General features: G+C 46.5%; 17 protein-coding genes. 15 read left to right on the forward strand and 2 right to left on the reverse strand.

Features of this window, described 5'->3' with window-relative positions; genetic code table 11:
* Positions 1 to 3 precede the first annotated feature (3 nt).
* The 9 genes from JXR92_RS13300 (at position 4) to JXR92_RS13340 (ending at position 11,807) form a co-directional block, all read left to right on the forward strand.
* Positions 4 to 813 (forward strand): ABC transporter permease, encoded by an 810-nt coding sequence (locus tag JXR92_RS13300; protein WP_117599751.1) that lies wholly within the window; start codon positions 4 to 6, stop codon positions 811 to 813.
* A 123-nt stretch (positions 814 to 936) separates the two neighbouring features.
* A complete protein-coding gene (locus tag JXR92_RS13305; RefSeq protein WP_138345441.1) occupies positions 937 to 2,031 on the forward strand; it encodes a Nif3-like dinuclear metal center hexameric protein in 1,095 nt (364 codons plus the stop codon).
* A gap of 5 nt (positions 2,032 to 2,036) precedes the next feature.
* On the forward strand, positions 2,037 to 2,876 hold the full coding sequence (locus tag JXR92_RS13310) for a zinc ribbon domain-containing protein (protein ID WP_025836049.1): 840 nt from the start codon (positions 2,037 to 2,039) through the stop codon (positions 2,874 to 2,876).
* Positions 2,877 to 3,021: 145 nt separating this feature from the next.
* Complete coding sequence (locus JXR92_RS13315) at positions 3,022 to 4,176, forward strand: PCMD domain-containing protein (RefSeq protein ID WP_138345444.1); 1,155 nt, start codon at positions 3,022 to 3,024, stop codon at positions 4,174 to 4,176.
* 25 nt (positions 4,177 to 4,201) lie between these two features.
* Complete coding sequence (locus tag JXR92_RS13320) at positions 4,202 to 4,984, forward strand: porin family protein (protein WP_138345446.1); 783 nt, start codon at positions 4,202 to 4,204, stop codon at positions 4,982 to 4,984.
* A gap of 93 nt (positions 4,985 to 5,077) precedes the next feature.
* Positions 5,078 to 6,511 (forward strand): efflux transporter outer membrane subunit, encoded by a 1,434-nt coding sequence (locus JXR92_RS13325; RefSeq protein ID WP_138345448.1) that lies wholly within the window; start codon positions 5,078 to 5,080, stop codon positions 6,509 to 6,511.
* Positions 6,512 to 6,536: 25 nt separating this feature from the next.
* A complete protein-coding gene (locus JXR92_RS13330; RefSeq protein WP_120128887.1) occupies positions 6,537 to 7,640 on the forward strand; it encodes an efflux RND transporter periplasmic adaptor subunit in 1,104 nt (367 codons plus the stop codon).
* Positions 7,641 to 7,665: 25 nt separating this feature from the next.
* On the forward strand, positions 7,666 to 10,779 hold the full coding sequence (locus tag JXR92_RS13335) for an efflux RND transporter permease subunit (RefSeq protein ID WP_117974606.1): 3,114 nt from the start codon (positions 7,666 to 7,668) through the stop codon (positions 10,777 to 10,779).
* Between the two features lie 137 nt (positions 10,780 to 10,916).
* The gene (locus JXR92_RS13340) at positions 10,917 to 11,807 is read left to right on the forward strand and encodes a CblA family class A beta-lactamase (protein WP_117964564.1); all 891 of its coding nucleotides are present in this window, start codon (positions 10,917 to 10,919) and stop codon (positions 11,805 to 11,807) included.
* Positions 11,808 to 11,837: 30 nt separating this feature from the next.
* On the opposite strand, the gene JXR92_RS13345 is transcribed toward JXR92_RS13340, so the two are convergent.
* The gene (locus tag JXR92_RS13345; RefSeq protein ID WP_117601662.1) at positions 11,838 to 12,287 is read right to left on the reverse strand and encodes a type I restriction enzyme HsdR N-terminal domain-containing protein; all 450 of its coding nucleotides are present in this window, start codon (positions 12,285 to 12,287) and stop codon (positions 11,838 to 11,840) included.
* 64 nt (positions 12,288 to 12,351) lie between these two features.
* Here JXR92_RS13345 and JXR92_RS13350 point away from each other — a divergent pair, with 64 nt between their 5' ends.
* The 5 genes from JXR92_RS13350 (at position 12,352) to JXR92_RS13370 (ending at position 17,349) form a co-directional block, all read left to right on the forward strand.
* Positions 12,352 to 13,128: an AMP nucleosidase gene (locus tag JXR92_RS13350; RefSeq protein WP_117601663.1), complete on the forward strand. Its 777-nt coding sequence runs from the start codon at positions 12,352 to 12,354 to the stop codon at positions 13,126 to 13,128.
* Between the two features lie 39 nt (positions 13,129 to 13,167).
* Entirely contained in the window at positions 13,168 to 14,187 is a 1,020-nt protein-coding gene (gene holA, locus JXR92_RS13355) for a DNA polymerase III subunit delta (RefSeq protein WP_138345450.1), read from the forward strand.
* Between the two features lie 907 nt (positions 14,188 to 15,094).
* Complete coding sequence (locus tag JXR92_RS13360; RefSeq protein WP_117601665.1) at positions 15,095 to 15,556, forward strand: helix-turn-helix domain-containing protein; 462 nt, start codon at positions 15,095 to 15,097, stop codon at positions 15,554 to 15,556.
* 117 nt (positions 15,557 to 15,673) lie between these two features.
* Positions 15,674 to 16,450, forward strand: coding sequence for a dihydroorotate dehydrogenase electron transfer subunit (locus JXR92_RS13365; protein WP_117601666.1), 777 nt, complete (start codon positions 15,674 to 15,676; stop codon positions 16,448 to 16,450).
* Positions 16,438 to 17,349, forward strand: coding sequence for a dihydroorotate dehydrogenase (locus JXR92_RS13370; RefSeq protein ID WP_117601667.1), 912 nt, complete (start codon positions 16,438 to 16,440; stop codon positions 17,347 to 17,349). Before JXR92_RS13365 ends, JXR92_RS13370 begins: the two co-directional genes overlap by 13 nt.
* Before the next feature lie 93 nt (positions 17,350 to 17,442).
* Here JXR92_RS13370 and trmD read toward each other — a convergent pair whose 3' ends face one another.
* Positions 17,443 to 18,120 carry a tRNA (guanosine(37)-N1)-methyltransferase TrmD gene (gene trmD / locus JXR92_RS13375; RefSeq protein ID WP_005837186.1) on the reverse strand — a complete coding sequence of 226 codons (678 nt, stop codon included), beginning with the start codon at positions 18,118 to 18,120 and terminating at the stop codon, positions 17,443 to 17,445.
* An 89-nt stretch (positions 18,121 to 18,209) separates the two neighbouring features.
* Between trmD and ligA the strand changes: the two genes are divergently transcribed.
* Entirely contained in the window at positions 18,210 to 20,207 is a 1,998-nt protein-coding gene (gene ligA / locus JXR92_RS13380; protein WP_138345452.1) for an NAD-dependent DNA ligase LigA, read from the forward strand.

A 20,207-nucleotide genomic window follows, 5' to 3' on the forward strand; every position in this document is an offset into this window, starting at 1 on the left:
CTATTGGGAACCATAGATATATCATACCTCAGCCTGGGCATCGGATTATTGCTATTATTAATACCGTTGTTTTACATATGGAAGTTCAAGACCGGACTGTTGCGCGCTACTGTGATAGGTACGGCACGCATGATTGTCCAGTTGTTCTTCATCGGCATATACTTGAACTACCTCTTCTTATGGGATAACCCGTGGATAAACTTTCTATGGGTAATTGTCATGATATTCGTAGCATCGCAGACGGCATTGGCACGAACGCAATTGAAGAGGAAGATTCTGTTCCTGCCCATATCCGCAGGTTTCTTATGCAGTGTAGTATGTGTAGGCTTGTACTTTATCGGAATAGTACTGAGAGTGGAAAACGTATTCAGCGCCCGGTATTTCATCCCTATTTTCGGCATACTGATGGGCAACATGCTATCCAGTAACGTCATAGCCCTCAATACCTATTATAGCGGATTGAAACGAGAACAACAGCTTTACCGATATCTTCTCGGCAATGGTGCTACAAGAGCAGAAGCACAGGCACCTTTCATCCGCCAAGCCATCATCAAATCCTTCAGTCCGCTGATTGCCAATATATCCGTGATGGGGCTGGTTGCTTTTCCGGGAACCATGATTGGCCAGATATTGGGTGGCAGCAGCCCGAATGTAGCCATCAAATATCAGATGATGATTATGGTCATCACCTTTACCGCCTCCATGCTGTCACTGATGATTACAATCTCTCTGGCTTCCTGCAAGTCGTTCGACGCCTACGGCAAGCTACTGCCGGTGATGGTGGAGAAGAAGGGAAAAAAGGAGCAAAAATAACCACATCATACCCGCAAAGAGTTCAATTGCATATAAATATACAGTCTACAAGACTTTTTTAAACTGGAATTCTTTTTAATCCACTGCTTTTTACTATATTTGCAACCAAATTTTCTGTTCACAATGAAAATTAAGGAATTAGTAAGCGCCCTTGAACGGTTCGCGCCTCTGCCATTGCAAGACGGATTTGATAATGCCGGCCTGCAAATCGGATTGACAGATGCGGAAGCAACAGGGGCTTTGTTGTGTCTTGACGTTACTGAAGCCGTACTGGATGAAGCCATTGCATTGGGATATAATGTGGTTATATCACATCACCCTCTCATTTTCAAAGGGTATAAGTCCATCACGGGCAGGGATTATGTGGAACGTTGTATCTTGAAAGCCATCAAGAATGACATCGTTGTTTATGCTGCGCACACTAACCTTGATAATGCGCCGGGAGGAGTGAACTTCAAGATTGCCGAGAAAATCGGTTTGAAGAATGTCCGTATTCTGGAAGCCAAAGAAAATGCGCTGGTGAAGCTGACCGCATTTGTACCGACCGCCCAAGCGGAAGACGTGAGAAAAGCCTTGTTCGACGCCGGATGCGGCAATATCGGCAACTATGATTCGTGCAGTTATAATCTGGAAGGCGAGGGGACATTCCGAGCCCGAGAAGGCGCCAATCCATACTGTGGAGCGATAGGGGAGCTGCATACCGAGTGTGAAGTACGTATTGAGACAATCATACCCGCCTACAAAAAAGCGGAGGCTGTCAAGGCACTGCTTGCGGCACACCCGTATGAAGAACCGGCCTATGATATTTATCCCTTGCAAAACTCATGGGTACAAGCCGGAGCCGGTGTCATTGGTGAACTGGAAGTACCGGAGACAGAACTTGAATTCCTGAAACGGATAAAGAAAACCTTCGAAGTAGGGTGTCTCAGACATAACAAACTCCTCGGACGGGAAATACAGACTGTTGCATTATGTGGCGGCGCCGGCGCTTTCCTAATGCCGCTTGCCATCCGCAACCGTGCAGATGTCTTTATCACCGGCGAGATAAAATACCATGACTATTTCGGACATGATACCGATATATTATTGGCTGAAATAGGGCATTATGAAAGTGAGCAATATACGAAAGAAATATTTTATACAATAATCCGGGATTTGTTTCCTCATTTTGAGGTCCAGATGACCAAGGTGAATACAAACCCCATAAAATACATGTAAGTAAAATGGCTAAAGAAGCAAAAAAAGATCCTCAGGAATTAACCGTAGAACAGAAGTTGAAAGCTTTGTTCCAATTGCAGACAATGCTGTCCAAAATCGATGAAATCAAGACGTTGAGAGGTGAACTTCCACTGGAAGTGCAAGACTTGGAAGACGAAATAGCCGGTCTGAGTACCCGTATAGACAGAATCAAGGCAGAAGTATCCGAGTTGAAATCCTCCATCGCAGGAAAGAAAGTTGAAATTGAAACCGCAAAGGCTTCTGTAGCTAAATATAAAGACCAGCAGGACAACGTACGCAACAACCGCGAATATGACTTCTTGAGCAAGGAAATCGAATTCCAGACATTGGAAATCGAACTCTGCGAAAAGCGTATCAAGGAATTTGCCGCACAAGAGGAAGAAAAATCTCAGGAAGTAGCAGAAAGCACTGCTGCGCTGGAAGAAAGACAAAAAGACCTCGACGTAAAGAAGAGCGAACTGGACGAAATCATCTCCGAGACCAAACAAGAGGAAGAGAAGCTGAGAGACAAGGCCAAAGAACTGGAAACAAAGATTGAACCCCGTCTGCTTCAGTCCTTCAAACGTATCCGTAAGAATTCACGCAATGGACTGGGTATCGTATACGTACAGCGTGATGCTTGCGGTGGTTGCTTCAACAAGATTCCGCCTCAGAGACAATTGGACATCCGCTCACGCAAGAAAATCATCGTTTGCGAATATTGTGGCCGTATCATGATTGACCCGGAACTGGCAGGTATAACTCCCGAACAGAAAGTGGAAGTTGTAAAGGAAAAGCCAGTAAGAGCCAAAAGAAAAATCGTACATATCGGCTCAGATAATTAAAAATAGAACATTTTTATATATAAAACGGCAATAGTCAAGCACCTATTGCCGTTTTTTTGTTAAATAAGCTCATAAAAACCTGCTATTAGAGAAAAAAGAAGTAGTTTTGCTGCTTGAAAAAATTAATAGAATTAAATTAAAAAGCATGAGACTAAACAAATTATTCATACTCTATTCACTTTTCGGAATATTGATGGCATCGTGCATAAAAGATGAAGCACCCAATGCTGAAGCTGATATAACAGGCATCTCTTTTGAAGAAGATGTACTGGCAAATTCATACATTGATCTGAACCCGTCGTACGACGAAAGCCAGAACGCCTACCCAATACGAATCAGTGTGAAAGAAGGTACGGACATGACAAGTCTGGCCCCCATATTTGAATTGACTCCGGGGGCTACCATCAGTCCTGCCAGTGGGAGTGTTCAGGACTTCACGACTCCAGTACGATATACAGTCACTTCGGAAGACAAGGCCTGGCATCGTGTCTACGCCATTACTGCCAGAGAACAAAAGGCAAGTAACATTCCGACCACATACCACTTTGAAAAGGTAAGAATCATGCAAAATGTATGGCAGGAATTCTACGAAGAGCAAGATTCCGGTAACGAATTGACATGGGCAAGTGGTAATAAGGGATTCAAATGGGCTATGAGTGGAGCCGCAACAGAAGATTATCCTACTACCCAAATAGACAATGGCAAAACTGGAAAATGTGTGAAATTGGAAACACGCCTCACTGGCGACTTAGGTAACATGGTAGGTATGCCCATCGCCGCCGGTAATCTGTTTATCGGCAGTTTTGACATGCTGAATGCTATTACCAATCCGCTTAGTGCTACGCGCTTCGGTACTCCTTTCTACAATAAACCTCTACGACTGACTGGATACTATAAGTACAAGGCCGGAGAACAATTTTATGAAAATGGCGAATATACCTCCCGAAAAGATATATTCAATATCTATGCAATATTTTATGATGGAGTAAAATATGACAGTGCAGGAAAGGGGACAGATGTAACACTGGATGGAAATCTGCCGAATCAAAACTACGAACACCCCAGCATGGTGGCTCTTGCTTTAGTTTCCAATCCGCAAGAAACAGAAGGAGACGAATGGAAATTCTTTGATATACCTTTCGACTACCAACGCTACGGAAAGAAGATTGACGAAGCCAGACTGACTAAAGGAGAATATAAGATAAGCATCATATTTGCCTCAAGCAAGGACGGTGCCACTTTTGAGGGTGCTCCAGGAAGCACCTTACTTATAGACGAAGTGGAACTGATTTACGAATAAGAATCATATAGAATTGGAATACAACATGATAAAGAAAATATTAGCATTTATCGTACTGGTGGGATGCATGCAGACTGCCTTATACGCTCAAGAAAACCAGAACCGTACGCTTATAAACGCCGCTCTACACGGTTGGGAATATGAGATAAGGGCCGGTGTCAGTATCGGCGGCACTTCTCCGCTTCCATTACCCGTAGAAATACGAAGTATTGATGCCTATAATCCTACTTTAGCCTTTATGCTGGAAGGAAATGCCATTAAATGGTTGGGCACAACAAAAAAATGGGGTGTAATAACCGGTGTAAGACTGGAAACCAAAAATATGATTACCAAAGCGACAGTAAAGAACTATGGCATGGAAATCATAGGAAATGACGGTAACCGTTTAAAAGGCAACTGGACTGGGGGAGTAAAAACTAAAGTACGCAATGCCTACATCACCGTCCCCGTGCTGGGTGCATATAAAATCAACTCACGATTGCGGGCCAAAGCAGGTATATATGTCTCATATCTGATGGATGAGGAATTCTCCGGACATGTATATGAAGGCTATTTGCGTGAAGGAGACTCCACCGGAGAAAAGGTGAACTTCTCCGACGGTGCCATTGCCACTTACGACTTTTCGGATGACTTGCGCAAGTTTGCCTGGGGCGTGCAAGCTGGTGTAGACTGGCGTGCCTTCAAACATCTGAGTGTATTTGCCGACCTTACATGGGGATTGAATGATATTTTCAAGAAAGATTTCAATACAATTACCTTTGCCATGTATCCCATCTACTTGAATGTGGGTTTCGGGTATGCCTTCTAAGATACTCGGGTATACCGAGTAAATACTCATAAACAAATAAAGGTTTAGGTTGTTATCAATCCCATAAAAAGATAACCACCTAAACCTTTATTTATGAATATAAAAGCTTGGAGCACTGCGTTGCTCATATTATGCCTATGTCCTGCGGCTATGGCACAGAAAGCCAACCGCTATCTTGAGAAGCCACTCCCACAAGGCTGGGGAAGGGACGCCTCCCATGCCATTCCCGGAGATGATAATCTGTTCAGCGAACAGATACCCCCCATTGACGACAAGTGGTGGAAAGCATTCGATGACCCGATGCTGGATTCATTGATTACGGTAGCCTCCACTCAAAACTATTCCGTACTTTCTGCCATGGACCGTATGGATATGGCTAAATCCAACCTGCGGATAGAACGCGGCAGCTTTTTCCCTTCCATCTCATTGGACGGAGGATGGGCACGGCAGCAAAGCAGCAGCAATGTCAACGCACTTCCGCAATCCATTACCGGTGCATACAGCACCTCACTCAACGCCAGTTGGGAACTGGACGTATTCGGAAGTATCCGCCAACGGGTAAAGGCACAGCGGGAAACCTTCATGGCAAGCAAGGAGGAATATACCTCCGTCATGATTTCCCTCTGTGCCCAGATAGCCTCTGCCTACATCGGACTCCGCGAACTGCAGCAAGAACTAAGTGTAGTGACCCACAATTGCCATACCCAGGCAGCCGTACTCAACATCACCGAAGTACGCTACAAAACCGGACTGGTATCCAAGCTGGACGTCTCGCAAGCCAAATCCGTATATTACAGTACCAAAGCCTCCATCCCACAACTGGAGGCAGGCATCAATCAATACATCACGACACTCGCAATCTTACTCGGTACTTACCCCCAGCATATCCGCCCCATATTGGAGAAGCCCGGCAAACTGCCCGACTATATGGAACCCATAGGCATCGGTATTCCTGCCGACCTGCTGCTCCGCCGCCCCGATATACGGCAAGCCGAACGCCAAGTCAACGCGCAGGCGGCAACACTTGGCGCATCCCAAAGTGACTGGCTGCCGCAAGTGTTCCTGAAAGGTTCCATCGGCTATTCCTCCCATGACTTGAAGGACTTGACTAAACGGAACAGTATGACATTTGAAATTGCTCCAAGCATCAGCTGGACCTTATTCAGCGGTACCAAACTGGTGAACGCCACCCGTCTGGCACGTGCCCAGCTCGATGAATCCATTCACCAGTTCAACCAGACAGTGCTTACCGCCGTGCAGGAAACAGATAATGCCATGAACTCCTACCGCAACTCCATCCAACAGATTGTTGCCATGCGCGAAGTATGCAACCAGGGAGAAGAAACGCTAAAGCTCTCCCTCGATTTGTACAAACAAGGGCTTACTCCCTTCCAGAACGTACTGGACGCACTACGCTCACTCCTGACATACGAAAATCAACTGGTGCAGGCACAAGGCAGCTCCTTGCTGCATCTGATAGCCTTATACCAGGCATTGGGAGGCGGATATGAAATGAATCAGAAATAAGAATATAAACTAAACCGAACCGTATATGAAAAATCAAATGTACATCACCCTGCTCATCCTGCCATTGCTGGCAACGGGATGCGGGGGAAGGAAAGAAACGGCACAAACGATGCCCATTCCCGAGATAAGCGTGGCCCGTCCGACAGTGCAGAACATCACGCTGACAAAAGAATATCCGGGCTACCTGACTTCTGAAAAGACCGTAGACCTGGTAGGCAGAGTCAGCGGAACCTTACAGACCATCTCTTACGCTCCCGGCAGCCGGGTACGCCAGGGACAAGTGCTTTTTGTCATCGAACCGACAGTCTATCAAGACAATGTGCGGCAGGCAGAAGCAGAACTCAACACTGCCCGCGCCAACCTGGAATACGCCCAAAACAACTACACACGTATGCAGGAGGCCGTGAAAAGCGATGCTGTAAGCCGTATACAAGTGCTGCAAGCACAATCCGACGTGGCAACCTCGCAGGCTGCAGTGAGCAATGCGGAAGCAGCCCTGAACACGGCACGCACCAATCTGAGCTACTGCACCGTCCGTGCCCCCTTCGACGGCACCGTAAGCCGTAACCTGGTGGATGCCGGAGGCTATGTAGGCGGCAGCGTGCAGCCCGTCACACTGGCAACCATCTACAAAGACGACCATTTGTACACGTACTTCAATGTAGCAGACAACCAATGGCTCTCCATGCTGATGCAGCAAGGAGACAGTATTCCCCGGCAAGTAACCGTCAGCCTGGGCAAAGACGGGCTTCTCACTTATCCTGCACAACTGGATTATCTTTCGCCCAACGTAGACTTGAACACCGGAACTCTGAACATCCGCGCCCGTCTCGACAATCCTAAAGGACTCCTGAAAAGCGGCCTCTACGTCAGCATCACCTTGCCCTACGGAGAGCAACAGCAGGCCATCCTGCTGCCGGACGCCTCCATCGGTACCGACCAGTTGGGGAAATACATATACGTAGTCAACGATTCGAATATAGTGCGCTACCGCCATATAGAAACCGGACAACTGATAGGGGATAGCCTGCGCCAGATAAGGGCAGGCATCACTCCCAGGGAACGTTATGTCACCAAAGCACTGATGAAGGTAAGGGATGGAATGAAAGTACATCCCATTGACAACTAATATGAATTGATTAATACCAAAGCCTATGTTTTCAAAATTCTTCATAGACCGTCCTATCTTTGCTACCGTATTGGCGCTGCTCATCGTCGTAGCAGGACTGGTCACACTGGGCATCCTGCCCATTGCCCAATATCCGGACATCACACCACCCACTGTGCAGGTCAGTGCCGTATATCCCGGAGCCAATGCGCAGACGGTGGCACAAACCGTCGGCATCCCCATCGAGCAGCAAGTCAACGGAGTGGACGGAATGCTTTACATGTCCTCCAACTCCAGCTCATCGGGCGCTTACTCTCTTACCATTACTTTTGCCGTAGGCACAGACATTGATATGGCTACCGTGCAGGTCCAGAACCGGGTAAGCGTGGCCCAATCGTCACTGCCTACTCCCGTTGTGGTACAAGGTGTCACGGTGCAGAAACAGTCATCGAACATCGTGATGTTCCTCACCATGACGTCGGACAGCAAAGACTACGACGGACTTTACCTCAGCAACTATGCCAAGCTGAATCTCGTAGACCAGTTAACACGCGTGCCCGGTGTAGGCGCCGTCAATGTGATGGGAGCAGGGGACTACTCCATGCGTATCTGGCTCGACCCTGCCGCCATGCGCATCCGCTATCTTTCGCCGGCCGATGTATACCAAGCTATCCAATCACAGAATGTGGAGGTCAGCGCAGGTAACGTAGGGCAACCCATCGGCACAGACAATAAAAATGCCTATCAATACAGCCTGACCGTAAAAGGGCGCCTTACCTCGCCCGAAGAGTTCGGCAACATCATCCTGCGTACCGAAGCCGGAGGGAAGATACTCCGTCTGCGCGACGTGGCGCACATCGACCTAGGCTCGGCCTCTTACAGCGTAGTATCCCAACTGGACGGGAAACCCACCGCTGCCATCGCTATCTATCAGCAACCTGGCAGCAACTCGCTGGACGTTTCCAAAGGAGTAAAGGCAAAAATGCAGGAACTCTCGCAAAATTTCCCTGCAGGCATACAATACAATGTAACCCTGGACACTACGGATGTCATTCATGCCTCCATAGACGAAGTGATGGTGACGTTCCTTGAAACGACCCTGCTGGTAGTCCTCGTCATCTTCCTGTTCCTGCAGAACTGGCGGGCGGTCGTCATTCCTTGTATCACTATTCCGGTATCACTCATCGGCACACTGGCCGTCATGTCCTTGTTCGGCTTCTCCATCAATACGCTGACGCTGTTCGGGCTGATACTTGCCGTGGCCATCGTGGTGGATGATGCCATCGTGGTGGTGGAGAACTCCACGCGTCTGCTGGACACGGGGCGCTACACCTCCCGCCAGGCTGTGACCGAAGCGATGGGAGAGATTACCGGACCTATTGTCGGGGTAGTGCTGGTGCTGCTTGCCGTATTTATCCCGACAACGCTCGTCAGTGGCATTTCGGGGCAACTGTACAAACAGTTCGCCCTGACCATTGCAGCCAGCACCGTACTAAGCGGATTCAACTCACTGACCCTTACTCCGGCGCTCTGTGCCTTGATGCTGCAACCTACCCGGCCTTCCAAGAATCCCTTGTATCGAGGATTCAATCGTCTGTACGACAAGACACAAGGAGTCTACGACCGGATAGTGGAGTATCTGCTCCGGCGTCCCGGCGCTTCCATCGTTTCGTATGCGGTGTTCACACTGATTGCCGTCCTGCTGTTTGTCAAATGGCCGTCCACGTTTGTTCCGGAAGAAGATGACGGCTATTTCCTCGCAGTCGTACAACTTCCCCCTGCATCGAGTCTGGAGCGTACCCAAGCCGTAGGGAAACAAATAAATAAGATTCTCGATTCTTACCCCGAAGTAAAGGACTACATCGGCATATCCGGCTTCTCCGTGATGGGAGGAGGGGAACAGAGCAATGCGGCCACCTACTTCATCGTACTGCAGAACTGGAATGAACGCAAGGGAAAGGAACATACGGCTGAAGCCGTAGTGCAACGCTTCAATATGGAAGTGTATGGCATCCAGGAAGCAGAGATATTTGCCATGGTTCCGCCTGCCATCCCCGGGCTGGGAGCCACCGGAGGCCTGCAACTCCAATTGGAAGACCGCCACAACCTCGGTGCCACCGAGATGCAACGTGCCGTAGAGACCTTGATGGAGCACTACCACAATTATCCGGCATTGGCATCGGTCAGCAGCCAGTACCAAGCCAATGTCCCGCAATATTTCCTGAATATCGACCGCGACAAGGTGCAACTGATGGGCATTCCGCTGAACAGCGTATTCACTGCCCTGGGCTACTATATGGGAGAGGCCTACGTCAATGATTATGTGCAGTTCGGCCACATCTACCAAGTGAAGCTGGGAGCAGGTGACCATGCCCAGCGTGTCATCGACGATGTCCTGAAACTGAGCGTTCCCAATGCATCGGGCGAAATGGTACCTTTCTCCTCCTTCACCCGAGTGGAAGAACAGCTTGGCATGGACCAGATAAACCGCTACAACATGTACTCCACAGCAGCCGTGACCTGCAATGTGGCTCCGGGCAGCAGTTCGGGAGAGGGCATCCGGCAAATGGAAAGTCTAATCAAGGAGCATCTCGGAGACGAGTTCGGATATGAATGGACTTCGGTGGCCTATCAGGAGACGCAGGCGGGAACCACTACAACCGTCGTATTCGTCATGGCACTGTTGGTTGCCTTCCTTGTGCTTGCCGCACAATACGAAAGCTGGACCAGTCCGGTAGCTGCCGTAATGGGACTTCCGGTGGCGCTGCTCGGTGCCATGCTGGGATGCTATGTCATGGGAACTCCGGTCAGCATCTACACACAAATCGGTATCATCCTACTGGTTGCCTTGTCTGCCAAAAACGGTATTCTGATTGTGGAGTTTGCACGTGACTTTCGTGCACAAGGCAATTCAATCCGCGATGCGGCATTTCAGGCAGGGCATATCCGTCTGCGGCCTATTCTGATGACATCACTTGCATTTGTATTCGGGGTTATGCCATTGCTTTTTGCAACCGGAGCAGGGGCGGGAAGCCGTGTTGCACTGGGAGCCGCTGTAGTGTTTGGTATGGCACTGAATACCTTGCTTGCCACGGTCTATATTCCTAATTTTTACGAATTGATGCAGAAGTTGCAGGAGAAGTTCAGTAAGAAACAATAGGGAGGATGAGCTACAAGTTATGGATTATGGGTTATAAGCTATCACACTTATAACCCATAATCCATAACTCATTTTAGCAACTTGCTGCTAAAAGTTGTATCTTTGCGTGCGAATTGCCTCTTAAAGAAATTGAAGTTATGAAAGCATATTTCATCGCCATACTTACCTTATTCACTTGTATAGCTACCGTCGTCCGGACGCAGCAAATGTCTGAACTTGAAAACCGGATTGACAGTCTTCTCAATGGCAAGAAAGCCACCGTTGGTATAGCCGTATGGACAGACAAAGGAGACATGCTCCGGTATAACGACCATGTACACTTCCCCTTGCTCAGTGTATTCAAATTCCATGTGGCACTGGCCGTACTGGACAAGATGGATAAGCAAAGCATCAGCCTGGACAGCATTGTTTCCATAAAGGCATCCCAAATGCTGCCCAATACCTACAGCCCCCTGCGGAAGAAGTTTCCCGACCAGGATTTCACGATTACGCTTAGGGAGCTGATGCAATACAGCATTTCCCAAAGCGACAACAATGCCTGCGACATCTTGATAGAATATGCAGGAGGTATCAAACATATCAATGACTATATCCGCCGGTTGGGTATAGACTCCTTCAACCTCTCGGAAACAGAAGACGACATGCACTCCAGCTTCGAGGCTGTATACCGCAACTGGAGTACTCCTTCCGCTATGGCCCAGCTACTGAGAACGGCCGATGAAAAAGAGTTGTTCTCCAACAAGGAACTGAAAGACTTCTTGTGGCAGACCATGATAGATACTGAAACCGGCGCCAACAAATTGAAAGGTATGTTGCCAGCCCAAACCGTGGTAGGACACAAGACCGGTTCTTCCGACCGCAATGCCGACGGTATGAAAACTGCAGATAATGATGCCGGGCTCGTTATTCTTCCCGACGGTCGGAAATACTACATTGCCACCTTCATCATGGACTCATACGAGACGGATGAGGACAATGCAGACATCATCGCCCGCATATCACGCATGGTATATGATGCGATGAGATGAGAAAGGCAAGAAGGCTATCGGTAGCTCCTCCTATAAATCTTGATACTCAGGTATATCCTGCAGAAAAGTATAGCTGTTATGCTCGTAATCTATGCGGCAACAATAATGCTGAAGCCCGTTGCTGACAATCAGATAATCCACTTTCAGCACCATGTTGTAGCGGGTAATCTGGTCGAAAACCTTTTGGGTGATTTCTATTTCGGGCGCCTTGTATTCCACAATCATCCGGGCGGTGAGGTCACGCCGATAAAGCACCGTATCACAGCGTTTCTTTGTACCATTCAGCTGTACCTGCACTTCATTTGCCATAAGCGCCTGAGGATACCCCTTGTGAGCAAGAAGAAAGTGGACGAAGTGCTGCCGCACCCATTCTTCGGGCGTCAAAGCAACATAACGACGACGGATTACATCGAAAATAACATTTTTTCCGTTCCTTGCGGCAATTTTAGCATCGAATGCTGGTAGGTTTAACGATAACATTTACTACATTTGTAAGTTAAATAATGGTTCCCGTCTTTCGGGAACACAAATTTAATGAAATCTTATGAAAACAAAAGAAGAAATCGTAGCCAATTGGCTGCCCCGTTACACAAAGCGTAACCTGGAGGATTTTGGAGAGTACATTCTGTTGACCAACTTCAACAAGTATGTAGAGATTTTCGCAGAAAAGTTCAATGTTCCCATTCTCGGTAAAGATGCCAATATGACATCTGCCAGCGCAGAAGGAATGACCATCATTAATTTCGGTATGGGAAGCCCTAATGCCGCCATTATCATGGACTTGCTGAGCGCCATCAAGCCCAAGGCATGTCTGTTCCTAGGCAAGTGTGGCGGCATAGACAAGAAAAATAGAATAGGGGACCTCATCCTCCCCATAGCCGCCATCCGCGGCGAAGGTACTTCCAACGACTACTTCCCGCCCGAAGTCCCGTCACTCCCGGCATTTATGCTGCAACGCGCCGTTTCTTCCGCCATCCGCGACTATGCCCGCGACTACTGGACCGGTACCGTATACACCACCAACCGCCGCATTTGGGAACATGACGAGGGGTTCAAGGAATATCTGAAGAAAACCCGTGCCATGGCTGTCGATATGGAAACGGCAACCTTATTCAGTTGTGGTTTTGCCAATCATATTCCTACGGGAGCCCTTCTGCTGGTTTCGGACCAACCGATGATTCCGGAAGGTGTAAAAACCGACAAGAGCGACAACATGGTTACCCAGAACTATGTAAATGAGCATGTTGAAATCGGAATTGCATCCCTGCGCATGATTATTGATGAGAAGAAAACCGTAAAACACTTGAAGTTCGACTGGTAATCCTCTTTACGGGACATACCCTCGTAACACTTACTTTATATGGCAAAACAAGAAACGACCTGTGATGATATTCTAAAAAAGTTGAGAGCCAAACAATACCGCCCCGTCTACTATCTCATGGGCGAGGAATCGTATTACATAGACCTCATCTCCGACTATATTGTAGACAATGTTCTCACTGACACCGAAAAGGAATTTAACCTGACCGTAGTCTACGGTGCAGATGTGGATATAGCCACTGTCATCAATGCGGCCAAGCGCTATCCGATGATGTCCGAACGCCAGGTCGTAGTCGTAAAGGAAGCGCAGGCCATCCGCAACATGGAAGAGCTTTCATACTACCTGCAAAAGCCGTTGAACTCCACCATTCTTGTTCTATGCCACAAACATGGGGTGCTGGACAGAAGAAAAAAGCTGGTGGCCGAAATAGAGAAGGTGGGGGTTCTATTTGAATCCAAGAAGGTAAAGGATGCCCAGTTACCGGCATTCATCACCTCATACATGAAGCGCAAAGGTGTAGATTTGGATCCCAAAGCTACCTCCATGCTTGCCGATTTCGTAGGTACGGACCTCAGCCGCCTTACGGGAGAACTGGAAAAACTGATTATAACTCTTCCAAAAGGTCAGACACGCGTCACCCCCGAACAGATAGAACGCAACATCGGAATCAGCAAAGATTATAATAACTTTGAACTTCGCAGTGCCATCGTAGAAAAAGACATACTAAAGGCCAATAAAATAATAAAATATTTTGAAGAAAATCCGAAAACGAATCCTATCCAGATGACTTTATCTTTACTTTTCGGCTTCTTCTCCAACTTAATGTTGGCTTACTATGCGCCCGAAAAGACGGAGCAGGGTATTGCCAGTTTCATAGGATTAAAGACTCCCTGGCAGTCGCGCGAATACCTAAGTGCCATGCGTCGTTACAGCGGAGTAAAGACCATGCAGATAATCGGGGAGATTCGATATGCAGATGCCAAATCCAAAGGAGTAGGAAATTCCTCCCTAAGCGATGGAGATATCCTCCGGGAATTGGTCTTTAAGATTCTACATTAACTTCCATACAGTATACTTTTCCATAAAAGGGAAAAAGCATAAAACAGACTGATTTGATATCATTATGTCATTTTTAGGGGGATTTATCCCCCTTTTTTCTATTTTACTCCTTAGCATAGACTATAAAATAGAAGATAATACTCATATTTACAGCAAATTACGTCCATTTATAAGCTCTGAGAATCGCGTTTTTATAACGAATCGACCAATTATACAGAAATAAAGCAAGGATTTAAGTCTTGAAGACTAGAAAATAAATAAAGCATCTTATTCTCTTATTTATGTCACATTTTTTCTCCTTTAGTAAAAAAGAAGAGATGGAGCAATTCAGCTTTACGTCATATAAGAAATCTGCTACACTTTTCAAGAGTACAATAGTTGTAATACACAACTAGGATAATTGACTATTGTGAATTCAACACATTACATATATATCTATATGACGAGTGTATTATAACACATGTAATATTACATCTAAAAAAACAAATGTAATAAGCGACATTCAACATCGTAAACTATTAGTTTACAAAAATGATAGAGTAGGGGTTAACCCATGTAGTTACAAGCAATAAATAGATGTATATAAATTATATACAATGATTAATCAAATTATTAGATTATATTTTATATAAAATAAACGACAAACAAATGTAATATAGTATTTATTATCAGAAATCACCAATATAATACACTAATAATTAGATAAATATACCATTTTATTAAACTTAAAATAAACACCTATTTTACCCATGATTTGTATTATAGCATTTGTAATGATGAATATTGTAACAATAACATTTCATTTGTAAATCATAAAATATCACATTTTTAATTTGCTTTTGTGATGTCATTTTTTTACTTTTGTAATCCAATAAATAGCATGTACAATTGTAATAACACATAAACCATGAGTATAAAAGATAGGTTCAAAATGGTTATGGACCGGGAGAAACTGACAGCAGGAGCTTTTGCCGAGAGTATTGGCGTGGCCCAAGCCACCATTTCCCACATCTTGGGTCCGCGTAACAAATATCCAAGTACGGAAGTTATTCTCCGATTACATCAACGCTACAATGATATAAACTTGGAGTGGCTGCTTACCGGAAAAGGTAATATGAGTAATAATCCGGATTCACCCGAAAACGATGGATTCGACTATCCTTTATTCGCTGAGAATCCGGAAAACCTGACCAAAGGGCCGGATGAAACTGAAAATCGCAAGGAAATTGCATTAGAAACATCTCTAAAAGCACCTAAAGAGATTGTAAGACAAGAGATTATCTACAAAGAAAGACCTCCCAGAAAAATCACTGAAATAAGAATTTTCTTTGATGACAATACCTACGAGACTTTCAAACCGGAAAATTAAGGAATGAGAATGGAAATAGACTAACGCCCCGGCATAAAAAAGAAACGGGTTCGTTTTATTCTGCACTCGGTTTACACTATCTTTGCACCCGAAAGAAAAACATCCCTCTTTATAGATATGAAAAAGTATATTTTAGATCTGACAGTGACAGAGAACCTCCGCTTGCATGCCAACTATGTGTTGTTGAAGCTGACTTCTCCGTCCCCACTTCCGGAAATGCTTCCGGGACAATTTGCAGAGATTCGTGTGGACGGTTCGCCTGCCACTTTTTTGCGCCGCCCCATCTCCATCAATTATGTAGATAGACAACGGAACGAAGTATGGTTCTTAATCCAACTCGTAGGTGACGGAACCAAGCGATTAGGCGAAGCAAAAGCAGGCGACATAATCAATGTAGTGCTTCCGCTGGGAAACTGCTTCACAATGCCTGAAAAGCCCTCAGACAAGCTCTTATTGGTAGGTGGAGGTGTAGGTACAGCTCCTATGTTATATTTAGGCGAACAGCTCGCCAAGAGAGGCTGCAAGCCAACCTTCCTGCTGGGTGCCAGAAGTGACAAAGATTTGCTTCAATTGGAACAGTTTGCCGCCTATGGCGAGGTGTATACCACCACCGAAGATGGCAGCCACGGAGAGAAGGGATACGTAACGCAACACTCCATATTAAATAAGGTGTGCTTTGAGCAGATATATACTTGCGGCCCCAAACCGATGATGATGGCAGTAGCAAAGTATGCCAAAAGTAAAGGCATCAGTTGCGAAGTATCTCTGGAGAATATGATGGCGTGTGGCATAGGCGCTTGTCTATGCTGTGTGGAAAATACCACGGAAGGCCATTTGTGTGTATGTAAAGAAGGTCCGGTTTTTAATATAAACAAACTATTATGGCAGATTTAAATGTAAATATCGGTGAATTACAAATGAATAATCCGGTGATGACTGCGTCCGGAACATTCGGATATGGTGAAGAATTCGCCGATTTCATCGAACTATCGCGAATAGGTGGTATAATTGTAAAGGGAACTACCCTTCACAAACGTGAAGGCAATCCATATCCGCGCATGGCAGAGACTCCTTCGGGAATGTTAAACGCTGTGGGACTGCAAAATAAGGGTGTACATTACTTTGTTGAACACATCTATCCCCGCATCAAGGACATTCAGACCAACATGATTGTAAATGTTTCGGGTTCTGCCATCGAAGACTATGCCGAAACAGCCGCAATCATTAATGAACTTGACAAAATTCCTGCCATAGAGTTGAACATCTCTTGCCCCAATGTGAAGCAAGGAGGAATGGCATTCGGTGTTACCGCCAAAGGAGCAGAAGAAGTGGTGAAAGCCGTGCGCTCAGTTTACAAAAAGACACTTATCGTAAAGCTCTCACCGAACGTTACCGACATCACCGAAATAGCCCGCGCAGCCGAAAATGGCGGTGCAGACAGCGTTTCCCTTATCAATACCCTGCTAGGAATGGCTATAGACGCGGAACGCAGGCGTCCGATACTCTCCACTGTAACCGGTGGTATGTCTGGTGCAGCTGTGAAACCCATTGCCTTACGTATGGTATGGCAAGTGGCCAAGGCGGTAAAAATCCCCGTCATAGGCTTGGGAGGTATCATGAACTGGAAAGATGCTGTGGAATTCATGCTTGCAGGTGCCTCCGCCATCCAGATTGGTACGGCAAACTTCATTGATCCGGCGGTTACGGTGAAAGTGGTAGAAGGAATAAATGACTATCTCGACAGACACGGTTATCAGTCTGTAAAGGACATTATCGGTGCACTTGAGGTATAAAGAATAACAAGAGATTGCCATTCGCAATATATATTCACAAAAAAGGACATTCATTGACGAATGTCCTTTTTCTTTTTATTTACATCAGTAAACTTACTCTCCCAACAAATCTGGGCGCAGTCTACGGGTTCTTTCTAATGACTGTTGCAGCTCCCATTCCTTAATCTTGGCCTCGTGTCCAGAAAGTAAAATATCCGGAACCTTCCATCCATTGTAATCAGCGGGACGCGTATAGACCGGTGCAGCCAGCAGATTGTCCTGAAAGGAATCTGAAAGTGCAGACTGCTCATCGGAAATCACTCCCGGAATGATACGGACGATGGCATCTGCCATGACAGCAGCCGCCAGTTCTCCGCCAGTCAACACATAGTCACCGATACTGATTTCCTTGGTGATGAGATGCTCGCGAATCCGGTAATCTATCCCTTTGAAATGCCCGCAGAGAATGATGAGATTCTGGGCAAGGGAAAGAGTATTTGCCATCGGCTGATTGAACTGCTCACCATCGGGGGTGGTAAAGATAACCTCGTCGTAATCCCGCTCAGCCTTCAAAGCGTTGATACACCGCTCTATCGGCTCTATTTTCATGACCATTCCGGCAAAGCCACCAAACGGATAATCGTCTACACGACGGTACTTATCTTCCGTATAATCACGAAGATTATGGATATGTATCTCTGCAAGCCCTTTATTTTGAGCACGTTTCATGATGGAGCAGTTGAAGAATCCCTCAATCATCTCCGGTAAAACTGTGATAATGTCAATGCGCATATAACTTTATTTTAGCTATTTCAAGCTGCAAAAGTACAAATATTCGGGGAGAAACCCGTATTTTTGCGTTCAAACAATCCGAAAACCCTATGACTGTAAAAGAAAAAATAGACCAGCTCCGTGCGGAATTACACCAGCACAACTACAATTATTATGTGCTGAATGCTCCTGAAATATCCGACAAGGAGTTTGACGACCTGATGCGCGAGCTACAAGATTTAGAGAAAGAACATCCTGAATACCAAGATGATAATTCGCCCACGATGCGTGTAGGAAGTGATTTAAATAAGAACTTCACACAAGTGGCACACAAATATCCCATGCTTTCATTGGGAAACACCTATTCCGAAAACGAAGTGACCGACTTTTACGAACGGGTAAAAAAAGCGTTGAACGAGGAGTTTGAAATCTGCTGCGAGCTGAAGTATGACGGTACTTCCATCTCGCTGACTTACGAGGATGGCAAACTGGTGCGTGCCGTCACCCGTGGCGACGGCGAAAAGGGCGATGATGTGACGGACAATGTAAAGACAATCCGGACGATTCCGCTGGTCCTCCACGGGAATTATCCTAAGTCATTCGAAATCAGAGGGGAAATCCTGATGCCCTGGGTGGTTTTCGAAGAACTGAACCGGGAAAAGGAAGCACGTGAGGAACCGCTTTTCGCCAATCCGCGCAACGCTGCTTCCGGTACCTTGAAGTTGCAGAATTCCGCCATCGTAGCATCCAGAAAGCTGGATGCTTATCTCTACTATCTATTGGGAGAAGAATTGCCCTGCGACGGCCATTACGAAAACCTGCAAGCTGCCGCCAGCTGGGGATTTAAAACATCAGAGCACGCCAGAAAAGCCCACAGCCTGGAGGAAGTCTTCGAGTACATCAATTATTGGAACACGGAGCGTAAGAACCTTCCGGTGGCTACTGATGGTATTGTACTAAAAGTCAACAGCTTGAGGCAGCAGAAGAATTTAGGATTCACAGCCAAGTCTCCCCGATGGGCCATCGCATATAAATTCCAGGCAGAACGGGCACTAACACGATTGAACAAGGTTACCTACCAGGTAGGACGCACCGGTGCAGTGACTCCGGTCGCCAACCTGGACCCCGTACAACTATCCGGCACCATTGTGAAACGTGCCTCCCTGCACAATGCAGATATTATCGAGGGGTTGGATCTGCATATAGGCGACATGGTGTATGTGGAAAAAGGCGGTGAAATCATCCCCAAAATAACCGGTGTCGATAAGGATGCCCGCAGTATGCTTATCGGTGAAAAAGTGAAATTCATCACCCATTGTCCCGAATGCGGCAGCAAACTGATACGTTTTGAAGGAGAAGCAGCCCACTATTGCCCCAATGAAACCGCTTGCCCTCCGCAGATTAAAGGGAAGATAGAGCATTTCATCAGCCGCAAAGCCATGAATATAGACGGACTGGGACCTGAAACTGTAGATATGTTCTACCGATTGGGACTGATAAAAGATACTGCAGATTTATACCGGCTCAAAACCGACGACATCAAGAACCTGGAACGGATGGGCGAAAAATCGGCAGAAAACATAGTCAACGGTATTGCGGCAAGTAAAGAAGTGCCATTCGAAAGAGTGCTCTTTGCACTGGGCATACGCTTCGTGGGAGAAACGGTTGCCAAGAAAATAGCCAAGTCCTTTATGGACATCGAAGAGCTGGAAAACGCAGACCTCGAAAAGCTGAAAAACATCGATGAAATCGGTGAAAAAATAGCGCAGAGCATTATAACTTACTTCTCCAATCCTACCAACAGAGAGCTGGTGGAACGGCTGAAATCGAACGGTCTGCAACTCCACCGGACAGAAGAAGACCTCAGCGGATACACCGACAAACTGGCGGGCCAGTCCATCGTCATCAGCGGCGTATTCACCCACCACTCACGGGACGAATACAAAGAGATGATTGAAAAGAACGGTGGAAAAAACGTCGGAAGTATCTCCTCCAAAACCAGCTTTATCCTGGCCGGAGAAAATATGGGACCTGCCAAACTGGAGAAAGCGCAGAAACTGGGAGTAAAGATTATGAGCGAAGATGAGTTTTTGGCATTGCTATCCTAA

Origin of the sequence: Bacteroides parvus, from assembly GCF_017309675.2 — a bacterium.
Classification (GTDB): domain Bacteria; phylum Bacteroidota; class Bacteroidia; order Bacteroidales; family Bacteroidaceae; genus Bacteroides; species Bacteroides uniformis.